The sequence below is a fragment of the Desulfosoma sp. genome (assembly GCF_052743555.1).
In genome coordinates this window covers 1-12,824 of the sequence record NZ_JBRAHS010000006.1, presented here as the reverse complement: position 1 = coordinate 12,824, position 12,824 = coordinate 1, and the positions used below count along the sequence as shown (strand labels likewise).

Annotated in this window: 18 protein-coding genes; 8 read left to right on the top strand and 10 right to left on the bottom strand. The window is 56.3% G+C overall.

Annotated elements, in window-relative coordinates; genetic code table 11:
* Positions 1-119: 119 nt before the first annotated feature.
* A complete protein-coding gene (locus ACUVSA_RS04955; RefSeq protein WP_445894001.1) occupies positions 120-311 on the top strand; it encodes a hypothetical protein in 192 nt (63 codons plus the stop codon).
* A gap of 118 nt (positions 312-429) precedes the next feature.
* On the opposite strand, the gene ACUVSA_RS04950 is transcribed toward ACUVSA_RS04955, so the two are convergent.
* The 4 genes from ACUVSA_RS04950 to ACUVSA_RS04935 form a co-directional block, all read right to left on the bottom strand.
* Positions 430-1,665: a DEAD/DEAH box helicase gene (locus tag ACUVSA_RS04950; protein WP_445894000.1), complete on the bottom strand. Its 1,236-nt coding sequence runs from the start codon at positions 1,663-1,665 to the stop codon at positions 430-432.
* Positions 1,666-1,923: 258 nt separating this feature from the next.
* A complete protein-coding gene (locus ACUVSA_RS04945) occupies positions 1,924-2,265 on the bottom strand; it encodes a hypothetical protein (protein ID WP_445891652.1) in 342 nt (113 codons plus the stop codon).
* Between the two features lie 11 nt (positions 2,266-2,276).
* Complete coding sequence (locus ACUVSA_RS04940; RefSeq protein WP_445893999.1) at positions 2,277-2,588, bottom strand: hypothetical protein; 312 nt, start codon at positions 2,586-2,588, stop codon at positions 2,277-2,279.
* 1 nt (position 2,589) lies between these two features.
* On the bottom strand, positions 2,590-3,045 hold the full coding sequence (locus tag ACUVSA_RS04935) for a class I SAM-dependent methyltransferase (RefSeq protein WP_445894091.1): 456 nt from the start codon (positions 3,043-3,045) through the stop codon (positions 2,590-2,592).
* A 410-nt stretch (positions 3,046-3,455) separates the two neighbouring features.
* Between ACUVSA_RS04935 and ACUVSA_RS04930 the strand changes: the two genes are divergently transcribed.
* Both ACUVSA_RS04930 and ACUVSA_RS04925 read left to right on the top strand, forming a co-directional pair.
* The gene (locus ACUVSA_RS04930; protein ID WP_445891654.1) at positions 3,456-4,109 is read left to right on the top strand and encodes a lactate utilization protein; all 654 of its coding nucleotides are present in this window, start codon (positions 3,456-3,458) and stop codon (positions 4,107-4,109) included.
* Positions 4,110-4,122: 13 nt separating this feature from the next.
* The gene (locus tag ACUVSA_RS04925; protein ID WP_445893998.1) at positions 4,123-5,025 is read left to right on the top strand and encodes an NAD(P)/FAD-dependent oxidoreductase; all 903 of its coding nucleotides are present in this window, start codon (positions 4,123-4,125) and stop codon (positions 5,023-5,025) included.
* Between the two features lie 124 nt (positions 5,026-5,149).
* Here ACUVSA_RS04925 and ACUVSA_RS04920 read toward each other — a convergent pair whose 3' ends face one another.
* Positions 5,150-6,064, bottom strand: coding sequence for a DUF1269 domain-containing protein (locus tag ACUVSA_RS04920; RefSeq protein WP_445891656.1), 915 nt, complete (start codon positions 6,062-6,064; stop codon positions 5,150-5,152).
* A 165-nt stretch (positions 6,065-6,229) separates the two neighbouring features.
* Here ACUVSA_RS04920 and ACUVSA_RS04915 point away from each other — a divergent pair, with 165 nt between their 5' ends.
* Positions 6,230-6,664 (top strand): helix-turn-helix domain-containing protein, encoded by a 435-nt coding sequence (locus tag ACUVSA_RS04915; protein WP_445893997.1) that lies wholly within the window; start codon positions 6,230-6,232, stop codon positions 6,662-6,664.
* A 561-nt stretch (positions 6,665-7,225) separates the two neighbouring features.
* Positions 7,226-7,855 carry an aldo/keto reductase gene (locus ACUVSA_RS04910; RefSeq protein ID WP_445894090.1) on the top strand — a complete coding sequence of 210 codons (630 nt, stop codon included), beginning with the start codon at positions 7,226-7,228 and terminating at the stop codon, positions 7,853-7,855.
* Positions 7,856-7,890: 35 nt separating this feature from the next.
* Here the strand turns inward: ACUVSA_RS04910 and ACUVSA_RS04905 are convergent, their stop codons facing one another.
* Positions 7,891-8,223 carry a DVU0772 family protein gene (locus ACUVSA_RS04905; RefSeq protein ID WP_445893996.1) on the bottom strand — a complete coding sequence of 111 codons (333 nt, stop codon included), beginning with the start codon at positions 8,221-8,223 and terminating at the stop codon, positions 7,891-7,893.
* Positions 8,224-8,395: 172 nt separating this feature from the next.
* Between ACUVSA_RS04905 and ACUVSA_RS04900 the strand changes: the two genes are divergently transcribed.
* Both ACUVSA_RS04900 and ACUVSA_RS04895 read left to right on the top strand, forming a co-directional pair.
* Positions 8,396-8,875 (top strand): hypothetical protein, encoded by a 480-nt coding sequence (locus tag ACUVSA_RS04900; protein ID WP_445893995.1) that lies wholly within the window; start codon positions 8,396-8,398, stop codon positions 8,873-8,875.
* A gap of 44 nt (positions 8,876-8,919) precedes the next feature.
* The gene (locus ACUVSA_RS04895) at positions 8,920-9,783 is read left to right on the top strand and encodes an HDOD domain-containing protein (RefSeq protein WP_445893994.1); all 864 of its coding nucleotides are present in this window, start codon (positions 8,920-8,922) and stop codon (positions 9,781-9,783) included.
* A 9-nt stretch (positions 9,784-9,792) separates the two neighbouring features.
* Here ACUVSA_RS04895 and ACUVSA_RS04890 read toward each other — a convergent pair whose 3' ends face one another.
* The 4 genes from ACUVSA_RS04890 to ACUVSA_RS04875 all read right to left on the bottom strand — a co-directional run bounded on the left by ACUVSA_RS04890 (position 9,793) and on the right by ACUVSA_RS04875 (position 12,397).
* The gene (locus ACUVSA_RS04890) at positions 9,793-9,951 is read right to left on the bottom strand and encodes a hypothetical protein (protein ID WP_445893993.1); all 159 of its coding nucleotides are present in this window, start codon (positions 9,949-9,951) and stop codon (positions 9,793-9,795) included.
* 335 nt (positions 9,952-10,286) lie between these two features.
* Complete coding sequence (locus tag ACUVSA_RS04885) at positions 10,287-11,015, bottom strand: hypothetical protein (protein WP_445893992.1); 729 nt, start codon at positions 11,013-11,015, stop codon at positions 10,287-10,289.
* 202 nt (positions 11,016-11,217) lie between these two features.
* Positions 11,218-11,439 carry a hypothetical protein gene (locus ACUVSA_RS04880; protein WP_445891663.1) on the bottom strand — a complete coding sequence of 74 codons (222 nt, stop codon included), beginning with the start codon at positions 11,437-11,439 and terminating at the stop codon, positions 11,218-11,220.
* A 358-nt stretch (positions 11,440-11,797) separates the two neighbouring features.
* The gene (locus tag ACUVSA_RS04875) at positions 11,798-12,397 is read right to left on the bottom strand and encodes a YkgJ family cysteine cluster protein (protein ID WP_445893991.1); all 600 of its coding nucleotides are present in this window, start codon (positions 12,395-12,397) and stop codon (positions 11,798-11,800) included.
* Between ACUVSA_RS04875 and ACUVSA_RS04870 the strand changes: the two genes are divergently transcribed.
* Positions 12,396-12,803, top strand: coding sequence for a hypothetical protein (locus tag ACUVSA_RS04870; protein WP_445893990.1), 408 nt, complete (start codon positions 12,396-12,398; stop codon positions 12,801-12,803). The genes ACUVSA_RS04875 and ACUVSA_RS04870 overlap by 2 nt on opposite strands.
* Positions 12,804-12,824: the final 21 nt, after the last annotated feature.

Below are 12,824 nucleotides of genomic sequence, written 5' to 3'. Positions count from 1 at the left end.
GCAATACCTCGACACCTCTGGGGATTGTTACATTGTGAAGCAGATCCTTTAGAGACCGCGCCGGAATGCCGCGGCCTTGGCATTCCGGCATAGCGTTTTCCATATTTTCAGTCTTGCGCATGAAGCAGCACAAGGTGCTGGCTGTCTTTTCTCCTGAGAACAAAAACCTTCTGTCCTTTGCGGGGCGGCGGCCTGAAGCGTTTGCGCATCATGTCAATGTGTTCCTGGACCTGCACTTAAACCAGCTGGTGTGGGCGCGAAAACTTGCAGCGCTCCACCAAGACGCGGAATGTTTTGTCCCCGTACGCTAGTCTCACGCTGCGCTTCTCCCCCGGCTCCAAGGGTGGGAGGATCTCCATTCCATTTTGTTTGCGCAGGAAGCGGCGTTCCGCAAACGATGGCTCGAGCTAAGATATTTTAAAGGCATGTTCAGAAGGTGCGATCGCACGCGCCGATGCGGGTACTTGTTGGGATTCGGCGCCCTGGCAAGCTCATCGTGGTCAAAGAGCATCTCCCGGTTTTGCAGATAAAATTGCAAAAAACCTCCGAATTCCACAATGAAGACTTCAGTGTCGATCCTTCCCCCGGCGCTCCAGAAGTCCATAAGCCGTAACCCATCAGCGCCAGAGGAGCCACTTGAGCCTTTCGGTAATTTCCCACGAAATCGATGACCACCACGAAGTCCTTGTTTTCGGCCCGTCGCAGCCCGCAGGCGATCTGCTGCAGGAACAAAGAAAAGGACTGCGTGGGACGCAAAAGCAACACATGAGACCGCTCGGGAATATCGATCCCCTCGTTGAACACATCCACGCAGCGGATCACTTGGAGTGGGGCTTCTTCATTTTGCAGCCTGGCGATCAGAGATTGCCGTTCGTCGGCTGCGTGCTTGCCCACCAGAAACGCAGACGGAATGCCATAAGTGTCGCTCAAAACTCGCGCCGCATATTTAGCATGGGCAATGCTGCTGCAAAAGGCAAGAGCCTTGATCTTGCCGCTGTAGGGCAGATATATGCTTAGATTGTGCACGAGGATGCCCATACGCGTGTCATTGCACAGGGCCTGCTCCAGTTCCCCTTCATCGTAGTGTGCGCCGCGCCAGATGATTTGTTCATAATCGGTAGGATCGTAACTGGCGTAATATTGAAAGGGGGTGAGCCACCCACGATCGACAGCGTCCAGTAGCCTGATCTCGGAGGCAATGTTGTACCCGCAGAGGGCAAGCACATCGTGGCCATCGCTACGTTCCGGTGTGGCTGTCAGCCCCGAGAGAAAGCGCGGCTGAAAATAGCTGACAACACGCTCATAGCTCTTGGCGGCGGCATGATGAAATTCGTCGACCACGACGTATTCAAAGTGATCGCGTGGGAACTGCTCCAAATGCTCAGGGCGCGACAGCGTCTGAATCATGGCAAAGGCGGCATTCATGGGGCGGTCCGCGTGATGACCTCCAACGAAGATGCCCCCGAAGTCCTTGTCTCCGAAAACCTGGGCGAAGATCTCGCGGGCATGGCGCAGAGGGTTTTCCCGGTGAGCGATGAACAAGACCCTTTGAAATCCACTGTGTTTGAAGTCAAAGGCCGCCAGGTGGGTCTTGCTCAGGCCTGTGGCCGCCACAACGGCTGCTCTATTAACCCCTTCCGCTCTCAAAGCGGCGAGACGCTCCAAGGCATCTCGCTAGGCGGCGTTCGGTGGCAGCTTCGGCCTTGCCGTGAAACCGGCCCGGGCGCTGGCGATCCAGAGGCTTTCAGGCGCAGGGCCGTGCCGTTGGCGATAAGCACACAGGAAGGTTTCCGTGAGTTCCGTCGTTCCATAGACGATCAAGTTCCTTTAGGGCCTGATCAAAGGGACTAAGCACGCCATCAAAGGGAAGGTTCACCTCAGCGGAACTGTAATAATACCATTCCACGTTCGACAGCCCCCCCCTTAGGTGAAATTTGACGATCCGATGATCAAACTGCCCTGAGCAGGGCCCCTTTCAAACAGGTACGCCTTGGCGTGAAAATGTGGAGGCGTCTCCTCCAGTGGAACTCCCTCCGGATGAAAGATGCGCACCCGGGCACCGGGAACAAATCGGGTAATCTGCTCCAAGTGCTTAGGACGCTTCAGGTTGCCCATGGTGGATAGAAGGATGCGCGGTACCCCACCCCTCTCGGTCAAGCGGGTCAAGTCGCTGAGCAACACGTTCGTGATGGCCGGCGTAGAAAAGGCCGAAGCGATGGAAACCCTTCGGCTTTGATCGAGCAACGCCTTGATGAGATGAATCACGATCACCTGATCTACGGGGACAAAGAGCAGACGCGAAAGTCCTCGCGGACCAGATTTCCTGCCGCTTCGTCAACACTTTCCAAGACAATCTCTCGCTCAGAGCTTTTGCTCGAGCAGCACTTTTCCTTTCGAATCCGAAGAAGATCCCTGCTGTTGAAACCACAAAAGCTCAAGGCTTTGAGGATAATGTCCAGCAGGTCCGCGGCTTCTCTCAGCACGACTTTGGGATCGTTAAGGTGCCAAGCGCGAAAGAGTTGATGGGCTTCCTGGAGCAGCTTTAGGCCTACCGAGCGCCTCAGTTCTTGCCGGTGCACTTCACGCATCCTACAGCGTTAGGCTTGCGCTTTTCCTCTGATGCAGGACGGATAACCGCAGCGCGTCAAACTCTCTGCGCAGTTCGTGGTCCCGCCACAAATAAAACACCCTTCCGTCAGAAGCCGTCCTAGTCCCCCGGCCTTCCTTGGAGCTCAGCAGAATGAAACCAAGCTTTTTCAGGGCCTGCAGCATTCTTTTCAACGCCTCGGCAAAGCGCCCATGGGGGTGATGGACCAGAGCGCCGATGAGCACCAGCGCATGGACACACAGGCACGTGAAGCCCAGTGTGCCAAAGTCCGCTTCGTAGATTGTGGCTTTGGTGATTTCGCGTGCCAACCGGGCAAGGCCGGCGGAGCGTTCCACCCCGGTCACCTGAGAGCCCCGCCGCTGAAACCACAAAAGGTCGCGTCCCGAACCGCAGCCCACATCAAGAATGTGAGCCGGTGGTGAAAGAAACCACGTCAGAGGTTCAAGAAACGGCGTAGGATCAAAGAAGAATGTTTAGCGATGGTATTCTTCAAAGCGCTCAGCATAGTAATCCTTTATGGCCTTCCTGGATGCCTGCAAGCTGGGTGTTGCCGAAATCTGTTTCGCTCCTTTTTGGCATTGGTGCAAGACAAAAGCACTTCCATGCAAGGCATTTGAGACAGGGTTCCGGTCAACGATGGTCCATGCCCATGAGAAGGTGTGGCGATGCAAAATGGCCCCGTCGTCCTGTTGGCCCATGCTTGTTGGTCTGAAAAAGGCTCCCCATGTGTCAGAAAAAATCGGGATCTTTCGAAGCGGCTGTGAATCTGTTAAAAGGGCAGAGGATTGTTGGGAAGCTTGTGGAGACCGCGTAACATGGGCACCAAGACCCGCGTCAGGAGGACAATATGGACCGGCCTTTGGACCATTACTGGGAACTGCGCTTGAAACGCGTGCAAGAAGCCCTGGAAAAGAACAACTTTTCCGTGGCCATTGCGCGGAATGCTCAGGACGCCAAAAGGATCGTTCTTGAAAACATCCTGCCCTCGCTTTCGGTCAAATCCGTGTCCTGGGGTGGATCCATGACCTTTGTGACGACAGGTCTCTACGAAATCATGAAAAACCGGCCCGATCTCGAGGTGCTGGATACCTACGAAAAAGGCCTAACCTTTGACGAGATGCTGGAAAGGCGGCGACGCTCCCTGCTGGTGGATCTTTTTTTTACAGGAACCAACGCCGTCACCGAAGACGGCCGACTGGTCAATTTGGATATGATCGGCAACCGAGTGGCCGCCATCACTTTTGGACCCCGCTACGTGGTGCTCCTGGTCGGGCGCAACAAGGTGGTACCGGATCTCAAAACGGCCATGGGGCGCATCAAGGACTACGCCGCCCCCGCCAACGCCATGCGCCTGGACAAGAAAACGCCCTGTCTTCACACGGGCCGATGTGACGACTGCGCCAGCCCTGACAGGATCTGCAACCACTGGACGATCACGGAAAAATCCTATCCCAAGGGGCGCATTCGCGTGGTCCTCATCAATGAAGACCTGGGGCTCTAAGGAGTACAAGACCATGAAAAAGCATACTTATGATGTGGCCATTTTGGGAACCGGTCCGGCCGGGTTGCAGGCCGCCATCCACGCCGCCCGCAAAAAGGTTTCTGTCGCCGTGGTCGGAAAAATAGCCAAAAGCAGCGCCTACCGGGCCCATGTGGAAAACTTCTGCTGCCTTCCTCAGACCACCGGTGAAGACCTGCTGAACCAAGGACGTCTGCAGGCGGAAAAGTCCGGCGCCGTCTTTTTTGACCAGGACGTGGTCCATGCTCGACAGCTCAACGGCCGGTTTCAACTGGACCTGGAAGGCGGGGACCAAATCGAAGCCAAAGTCGTGATACTGGCTATGGGAATTTCTCGAAAAAAACTGGGAGTGCCCGGAGAGCGCGAATGGTTCGGCAAAGGGGTCAGTTATTGCGTGGAATGTGATGCCAACTTTTTTCGAGGGGTTCCTGTGGCCGTGGTGGGCTGCGAAAGCGCCGCCGTCTCGGGCGCCCTCACCTTGCTTTTTTACACCGAACACGTCCATCTCATTTGCGAAGAACTTCGAGTGGCCGAAAATCTAGCCGAAAAACTTCGCCACAGCGCCGTCACTGTGCACGAAGGCCGCAGGGTGCGAGAAATTGTCGGCTCAAGCGCTGTAGAAGCCGTGCTTCTGGATGACGGCACCCGGATTCCGGTTCAAGGCGTCTTTATTGAACTGGGCGCCAAGGGCGCTTTGGAAATCGCCACCGCTTTAGGCGTCAACCTGGATACGGAATCCTTTCAATATGTGGTCACCAACAAGAAACAGGAAACCAACGTTCCCGGGGTCTACGCCGCCGGAGACATCTGCGGCCCGCCGTGGCAGATCGCCAAGGCAGTGGGGGAAGGCTGCGTGGCCGGGCTGGAAGCTGCCGATTACGTTCGCAAGATCTCATAATGGTGAAAAGGCCGTGAAGACCTCCACAAAGGGTCCGCGAGGCGTATTTCGCTTTCGGCCCTCTAGATCTTTGGGGGCCTGTGGAAACATTTTTCGCGGCAGCAAAATTTAACGCTTTGTCCGCCTACGAGGCCCCGTCGGACGCGGCGGCCGCCAAAGCGCCTCGAAGGCGCTCCTCACCTCGTTTGCTCAAGGACGTCACCAGCACCGTGCCACCCACTTTTTTTAGGGTCTCCACCATTTCGCGAATTTTGGCACGACGCACGACAACCAGTAAAGCCCACGTGCCGGGAGGCACAGCACAGGCGAGCTGCTGAATAAATTCATCATCAAGGCCCACATGGGACAAACTGAATCTGGCACTTCCCACCGCAGCCCCCGTGAGGGTGCCCAGGGCGGCACCGACCACAGGGTGCAGCAGTAGCGATCCCACCAAGAGTCCGACAATTCCACCTACGGCCGTTTCCTTGACGTCCGCATGCTGGAGGTGTTTGCTGATGAGCTTGCCCTGGGCGTCCCGATAGAGCACAAGCATGCCTTCCAGCTGTACCACGCCTCTACGATGCCAAAGCACCAGCTCTTCACGCAACCTCTGGACCACGGCTTCTGACTTATCCCCGATGACAAAAAGATGACTTTCATGGGTGCGTTCCCACAGGGCGCGGGCCAGTTTGTGAGCCAGCCAGTCTCGAAAATGATCCGCCCCCTTCCAGGATTTTCCCAGAGAATCCACCAAATGAATCCTGTCGTTCCGCATGTCCAAGGCCACGTAGACATCGATGGTTTCGCCGATCTTTTCGATGGTGCGTTTGCCTTCCATGCCGATGATGACCCATTCCTTTGGAAAATCCGAAAACATGGCCCGAAACGTCTGGGTCGTTCCCACAGCAAAATCCGCATTGCCCAGCCCTGGAATCCAACCGGGTTCGAATAAGGGATCCGAAGACAACTGCTCATTGTGATGCGTCAGCAACGCCTCATAACATGGCGAAATTTTGACCCCCAACGCCCTTTGGAACCGATCCACCACGTGCTGCATGCCTTCCAATCCTTTCGGTGGTGTCCATGACATCTTCTCCCGGCGGCGCCGTCGCTTTCAATAGAACACAAGGTCAGGACAATGGCAAACAAGCTCTTGGGCGCGCTGGGTTTTTATGCTAGACATGGCCACACTCAGGGAAGGTGATTACCAGGAGGGAATCCCATGGCACGCATGACCGTTCGCACGGCCGCCAAGGCCCTCGGCGTTTCCCCTCAAATTCTGGAAGAATACCTCGAACGCACCGGCAAGATGGAAGCCATACGCCACGGCAAAAGAGTCTTTATTCCCTCCCACGAAGTCAAAGCGCTGCTGGAAGAAAAAAAACGCCAAACCCAGTCTGTGAATGCGCCGCCCAAGGACACGGCTTCCGAACCGCCCGTGGGAGAAAACACCATCTCTGTTCCCGCCAGCCACTACGAAGCCCTGCTGGAAGAATTGGGGCGATTGCGTTATCAGAGCCAACTTCTGGAATTCTATCGAACAGAAGCCTATGAAAAAAACGCGCTGCTTTTGGAAAAGGAACACCGCCTCGGCCAACTGGAAGCGGAACTGGCCCAGCTCAAAAAACCCTGGTGGCACCGCTTGTGCCGCCTTTGAATTCCACGCACCTTTGCCCAAACCCTCGGCCCAAAGCCCACTCCGCCATAATGGCTGGATTGTGGCCGGTATGGCGGGATTATGGCGTGCTTCTTTGGGCTTCGGCGGCGCTCCAGGGTTGTGTCCGAGCCCGTGACATATGGTGTAGCCATCGGTCCCTTTCTTATGGCACGCCCCTTGCTTATGCAAGGACAGCGAAAGAAACGAACTCTTTCCTCCTCGAAAAAGGCCAGACGGTATAGCCCCGCCGTCTGGCCTTTTTTTGTAAGAGGAGGCGTTTTGTGAACCACACTCTGGGGATTTTGCAGAGGGAAAAGCCGTGCATATGGCCATGATCCCTGTGGACGAGGTGGACTTTGGCCGAACCAGCCGTCGGGTCTCCCGGGTCGGTTTGGGGGGCGAAGGGGTGCTTCGCACGCGGCATCGTCTGGAGGCGGCGAGGTCGGTTATTGAGACGGCGCTGGATGGGGGTCTTGTGTATTTTGACAGCGCTCCGGCGTACGCGGACAGGAGGACTACTACGGAGCCGTATGGAAGAAGAGCCCCCAGCGGCGGAACGGCATATTTCAGGCGAGCAAGTCCGCCCAGTGCACCCGGGATGGCGCTCTTCGTGATTTGGAGCGCACTTTTCGCCGCATGGGCCTTTCCCGTCTTGATCTATGGCAGATGCACGATGTGCGCACCATGGAAGAGCTCGACGCCATGGAAAAGCCCGGCGGAGCCCTGCATGCCTTTCTGGAAGCCAAAGCCTCGGGGCTCACGGCGCACATCGGCGTCACGGGCCACCACGACCCCAGGGTTTTAACGGAAGCGGTCGCCCGTTGGCCTCTGGACGCGGTTCTTTTGCCCGTCAACCCCGTAGAAGTTCTTTTGGGCGGTTTTCTGGACGAGACGGCTTCCGTGGCGGCGCACAAGGGCATGGCGGTCATCGGCATGAAGGTTCTCGGGGCCGGCCAGCACCTGGCCCCTGATGCCGGCATCGGCGCCGAAACCTTGATTCGCTTTGCCCTTTCGCAGCCGGTGACTCTGGTGGTCGTGGGCTGCCACAGCGCGCATCATGTGCGCACTTTGGCCTCCTGCGCTCGATCTTTTCAGCCCATGGACCCGAAGGAACAAAGCGCGGTGCTTGAAGTCTTTCGCCCCTACGCAAAAAGGTTGGCCTTTTATCGTGGTCCTTTGGGGCGATCGTAAAACCTCACAGGCCGAGGCGCCTCATGAGCCACTGTTTAAGTTCGTCGCTCAGGGCATAGACCTCCGACGCCGGGTTTCCGTCCTTCGCGGTTCACGATCTCGTGTACCATGGATGCCGGCACGTGAATCTTAGCCAAGTCCTCCATTCCTTGAGAGTTTCTTCGAACCAATGTCACCTGGGTCGGTTCCTCCCAAGCATAGACGACAAAATAGAGGGATTCTTGGCCAGCCACCATGGCGGCTTGCCCCTTACGTGACCATCCCGTGCCCCATTCCAGGTAGGTTTCCACGGCCCTTTCGGGCGTCATGTCCCAGTCGATGGCGTCCAAAAGGTCCTGGCGAGCCTTCAGCTCCTTTTCATCCATCATACGCGCGCCTCCTAAAAAAAGTTGCGGTCCCGCCTTTTTCCGTTCATAGGAACTTTTAGTGCAAAATTAAGAACAGCGGGGGCGCCGACCAAGGGCGGCCGACGAAAAGGGCTGAAAAAAATTCATGTTTTTTGGCAAAAGAGCCGAGAGATGTTAGGGGGAGAAGCAGCAAATGGAGGTTTACGCATCCTATTACGGTTCCGTGATTCTCGATCCAGCCAGCGACAAGGAGCTGGGCCCCTCCCTTCGGTTCCTCAAGGCAACGGCCAGCTCTTTGGATGAATCGGATGCCGTTCCCGTGGTGGATTTCGATCCGCACACGGGAAAGTTCCGCATTGACATGGAAGGCGTCCTTGATGCGCAGACCCATAAGAAAGTGGTCGGCATTCTACAGGCGCTTGGGCGTTTTGCTAAGGGTGTGGGCAGCTTTACCGTGGAACAGGACGACAAGTCCTTTACCATTTGGATTGGAGCCGATCACGAAGTGCGTCGCACCAAGGCGGGAATCTACCTGCAAGCGGCCATACAGCTTTTGCAAAAAGCGCGCAACCTGGTGGACGATCCCACAGACATTCAGCAGATCCTAGGACAGCTGGAAAAAGTGGATCTCGTGCGCTACGGCCGCGAATTTAGGCTCCTTCCGCCGCTGTAGCGGCTGGGCTTTGAGGTCTAGGACAAACACAGGCAAGACAAACCATGGCCACCATTGTCACCAAACCCGCCCTGGATGAGATTTTGAGGGCTGTGGATCGGTTACCGCCGTTTCCCAAGGTGGTCACCCGCGTCATTCCGCTGCTCCGAGCCATGGCCCCCATTAATGAGATCGAGGCGGTGATTCGCTATGACCAGGCCATCACAGCGCGCGTGCTTTCCATCGCGCGATCGCCCTTTTTCGCCCGCCGCTATAAGATACGATCCCTTCGCGACGCCATCATTTTTCTCGGGCAGCGCCAGATTGTGGAAATTATTCTCATGGCCTGTTCGGCCCATTATTTTCGAGGACAACTGCGCTCCTACGACTTGCGGGAGGGGGAACTGTGGGCCCATTCGGTGGCCACCGCCCTTCTTTCCCAGATCATTGCCGAAGATCTGCAGCGCCAGCGCGCGCTCAGCATCTACACCGCCGGCCTGCTTCACGACATCGGCAAGACAGTGCTGGACCGACAGGTTCCCGACTATTTTGACACCATTTACCTTCTGGTTCGAGAACGTCAGATCACCTTTTTGGAAGCGGAACGCGAGGTCATCGGCATCAACCATCAAGACCTAGGCGCCCTCATTGCCCACCGATGGAATTTTCCTTCGGAAGTGCAAGTGGGCATTCGCTTTCATCACAGCCCTTTAGACGCCAAACATCATCAGGACGTGGCCGCCATTCTGTACGCCGCCAACCGCATCGTTCACAGCATCGGCATCGGCGTGAGCGCCGGGGATTTCCTGCAGCCCGATGCCGACGAGGTCCTGCAAAAGCTGGGCATCACGCAAGACCGCATGGACGCGTATTTCCTTAAAGTCATCGAAGCCATGGAAGACGCCCGCAGTTTCCTCACCCTTGCCTAAAAGCGCGCCCTAGACGAAATAAAAGTCCAGACTCAGAGTCCACTCAAACATCGTGGAGCGCTTGTCCATAGTCCCAAAATGAGCGTGCATTTGCCGGTGGAGGGCCTCAAAACACCAATCGATGGCGTCAAAGCGTTTTTCTGCCACCGTGAAATGGACGATCGGCATTCTTAGAGGGCCTTGAGCTCCTCTTTTCCGCGAACCGTTTTTATCATAAAAAACATTTGTCAGGAGCGTCGCTCGTTGACCGTCCCCAAAGCAGCTCCTATTGGGGCAAAGCCTTTATTGGCCTTGTTATGAAGCCCTTGGTTCACGATTTGGATCGTATTGGGCTGAGGTCGTGTGCGATGAACGCCATGAGAAATTCAGTCACGGTTCCGGGCCTTTTCACTTCAGGGGCATGTTTTTTTGTAACACTGGGGCTGGACTTGAGCAGGCAGGGCCGGGGCTCAAGAGGAGCACGGCCTGGCCCGCTCACACACTTTGCCTTTTGATACAAACCATCAGAAAAGAAACCAGCGGTGTTCCGCGGGCGTCAGGAAAAGGAGATCGCCGCTTGCCGAAAGCTTTTCTGGAAAAGCCCGCGCCATGCGCTGAAAGAGAGGAGGGATGAGGTCCCACGCCCGATGAACCGCCTGCTCCATAGGCTGACGCATCAAGTCATCCAGGATGTTGGAAAGAATACCATCAACGGCTTCGATAACCGCGGCGTTCCATCCTCCGTTGTCACCGGCAAACCCCAACAAAGCGGCACCGGTTCGCCTTTCAAAAGCAAAACCCTGCGCACTTTGAGCCCGAATGACCACGGGGCGCATTGCCCCATCAAAACCGGCAAAGACGATTTCTTGTTGATGTTCGAGCCATTCGGCTTTTTCCAGTCCAGGCGGCATGGCCTGCATCAGCCCGGCGACGGTCTGCTCGTGCAGGCTCTGCACCCATTGAGATGCCGCTGTCAGCCGTTCCATCACATCCACGGCAGCTGAGGCTTCTTTAGCTCTGTCTTCCAAAAGATTCCGAACCTGTGCTCGAATCCCGTCAAGAAACGCGGACAATCCAACGCCGGTCATCCACCAGCCGGAGCCGACGGCATGGATCTTTCGCGCATTCCACGCGGTGACCTTTTCGCTGCGGAAAGTCCCATGGAGGCCGCATGAAAGGTTCAGCACCTCTTTTTTGTTGTCCGTAGCCATCACAATGGCCTGCGTCGTGGTGAGGTAGCAGTAGAAACTCATGTGATTATGCACCTGAGGAGGGTGTCTGAAAATGGTTCGGCCGCGTCCTTTCGGGTTGAGGCAGTTTGGAGAAACGGCCTTCCAGCCGTTCCCCAATAATTGGACCGCGAAGGCGCTCCCACCGCTCGGACATACGGGCCCGTACGAACGCCACCAAGCAAAGGCCTTTTCTCACGGGCTCTTGAGGCTTCTTCCTTGGGAATCAACACTTTTCCCAGACACCCTCGTCCCACACTTCAACGCGAACAGTTTGGGGATCGACCCCGCGACGAACAAGGGCTCTTTGAATGGCGTCCTTGGCCTGCTCGACGGAATCCGCCGAGCCCTCTTCTTTATGGCCCACCTCCACATCGGCGATCCTCCAATGCCAGCCCAAGGGGCCGGCACCGAAACTCTTCCAAAAGACGATAGCTTGCCACGCCATGGGCAACCCCCTCAGGAGCTCATTCAAAACTGTTGTGTGAAGGTTCTAGTGTCCGTAACGAGGATTTTCGCGCACACGGTTTCGCAGGAAAGGCCTCCTGCCCGTTCGCGTACGGGCGCACCAGCAGGAGTCGGTCCCTGCGAAGCGAATCGGAGGCTAACCCCCCTGCCATCGGTGGGACGCGCTTTGACGACTCCGGAAATGTGCGGACCTCGCGCACACGGCTCCCCGTTGGAACATACGGGCTTGTATGAACCCCACTAGAAAAACGTTCTCGAACAGGCTCCTGAGGAGCCTGCCGAGAATACTTTTGTGTGGCTGTACGGTTTGCGCTCCGCACCCCATTTTCGGCTAGCTCCTAGATCGCCTGCGCGTGGGCAAGGAGGTCGTAGTCGCGCACAAGCCTTTCCAGAGCCTTAGGCAATGGTTTTTGGGCCATATAATTTTCGGTGAAAAGTGGATCATCAAAAAGGGCGAGAATATACGAGACATGGCCGGAATAGCCCAAAGGATCCAAGGCCTGAACGGCTCGAGTGAACTCTTCGGCCAGTGCCCAGAGGTCTCGATGCACCACGGGCCCCTTTTGACCGCACGGTTCGACGGAATACAGGCGACGACAAGTGAAGGGTCGAACGGCATAGATGCGGCAGTGCTTTTCCGGATCAAGAAAGGGGCAGAGCAAAAGAAGGCTTCGCTTCTTTTGCTCCCTATTTTCCGCAATCCGTCGCCGCAGGACGGGCGCTTCGAAAACCGACATGGCGTCGATAGCCAAGCTTATGCGCAAGCCTTCCAGGGTCGTCGTGTAAATCTCGCCAACGTTGGTACAGCAGTCAGCGCAGCCGGGTCTGCACGCGGCGCCGGCCACAAAGGGGGCCGCCGTACTCTGAAATGCGTCGTAGAGTCCCTCCAGTTCGCGGACTCTTTCCTCAAACCAGGGAAGCGGCAAAGGCGATGTCATGAAAGACCCTTATTGCCGTTCGAAACTGCGGGCTGCTTTGGTTTTCAAGGTATGTTATGATCATCCATTCGGATTTCGCAAGGCTTTTTCATGGTGGACCGTCGAGGTGGTCATGTTCACGAAGGTGCTTTTATTGAAGATCGTTTTGCCCTTGCTGATCGTTGTCCTGGCGCTTTGGATGGCTCCTTTTTCCTGGGCACGACGGTTGCGCACAAGAATTCGCCTCGGCACCGTAGTGGGCCGCGTTTTAATCCCTCTCCTTTGCCTGGGCGCTTTGGCCTATGGGGCCGACTATGTGATCAACAAGTTTGCCTACAACAAAGAAGAGTCCCGAATCCAGAGACAAGGCGGCCGCACAGGAGTGCTGCCCGTGCCCGATCATGGCAGACCTTTGCGCTCTCCGTGAAGCCTACTCCCCAGCCTGGAC

Bases quoted from the DNA above. Each gene is read 5' to 3' on its own strand.
- ACUVSA_RS04955 (WP_445894001.1), top strand. From the start codon at position 120: ATGAAGCAGCACAAGGTGCTGGCTGTCTTTTCTCCTGAGAACAAAAAC.
- ACUVSA_RS04940 (WP_445893999.1), bottom strand. From the start codon at position 2,588: ATGCGTGAAGTGCACCGGCAAGAACTGAGGCGCTCGGTAGGCCTAAAG.
- ACUVSA_RS04930 (WP_445891654.1), top strand. From the start codon at position 3,456: ATGGACCGGCCTTTGGACCATTACTGGGAACTGCGCTTGAAACGCGTG.
- ACUVSA_RS04925 (WP_445893998.1), top strand. From the start codon at position 4,123: ATGAAAAAGCATACTTATGATGTGGCCATTTTGGGAACCGGTCCGGCC.
- ACUVSA_RS04920 (WP_445891656.1), bottom strand. From the start codon at position 6,064: ATGCAGCACGTGGTGGATCGGTTCCAAAGGGCGTTGGGGGTCAAAATT.
- ACUVSA_RS04915 (WP_445893997.1), top strand. From the start codon at position 6,230: ATGGCACGCATGACCGTTCGCACGGCCGCCAAGGCCCTCGGCGTTTCC.
- ACUVSA_RS04905 (WP_445893996.1), bottom strand. From the start codon at position 8,223: ATGATGGATGAAAAGGAGCTGAAGGCTCGCCAGGACCTTTTGGACGCC.
- ACUVSA_RS04900 (WP_445893995.1), top strand. From the start codon at position 8,396: ATGGAGGTTTACGCATCCTATTACGGTTCCGTGATTCTCGATCCAGCC.
- ACUVSA_RS04895 (WP_445893994.1), top strand. From the start codon at position 8,920: ATGGCCACCATTGTCACCAAACCCGCCCTGGATGAGATTTTGAGGGCT.
- ACUVSA_RS04890 (WP_445893993.1), bottom strand. From the start codon at position 9,951: ATGCCGATCGTCCATTTCACGGTGGCAGAAAAACGCTTTGACGCCATC.
- ACUVSA_RS04885 (WP_445893992.1), bottom strand. From the start codon at position 11,015: ATGAGTTTCTACTGCTACCTCACCACGACGCAGGCCATTGTGATGGCT.
- ACUVSA_RS04880 (WP_445891663.1), bottom strand. From the start codon at position 11,439: ATGGCGTGGCAAGCTATCGTCTTTTGGAAGAGTTTCGGTGCCGGCCCC.
- ACUVSA_RS04870 (WP_445893990.1), top strand. From the start codon at position 12,396: ATGAAAGACCCTTATTGCCGTTCGAAACTGCGGGCTGCTTTGGTTTTC.
- ACUVSA_RS04875 (WP_445893991.1), bottom strand. From the start codon at position 12,397: ATGACATCGCCTTTGCCGCTTCCCTGGTTTGAGGAAAGAGTCCGCGAA.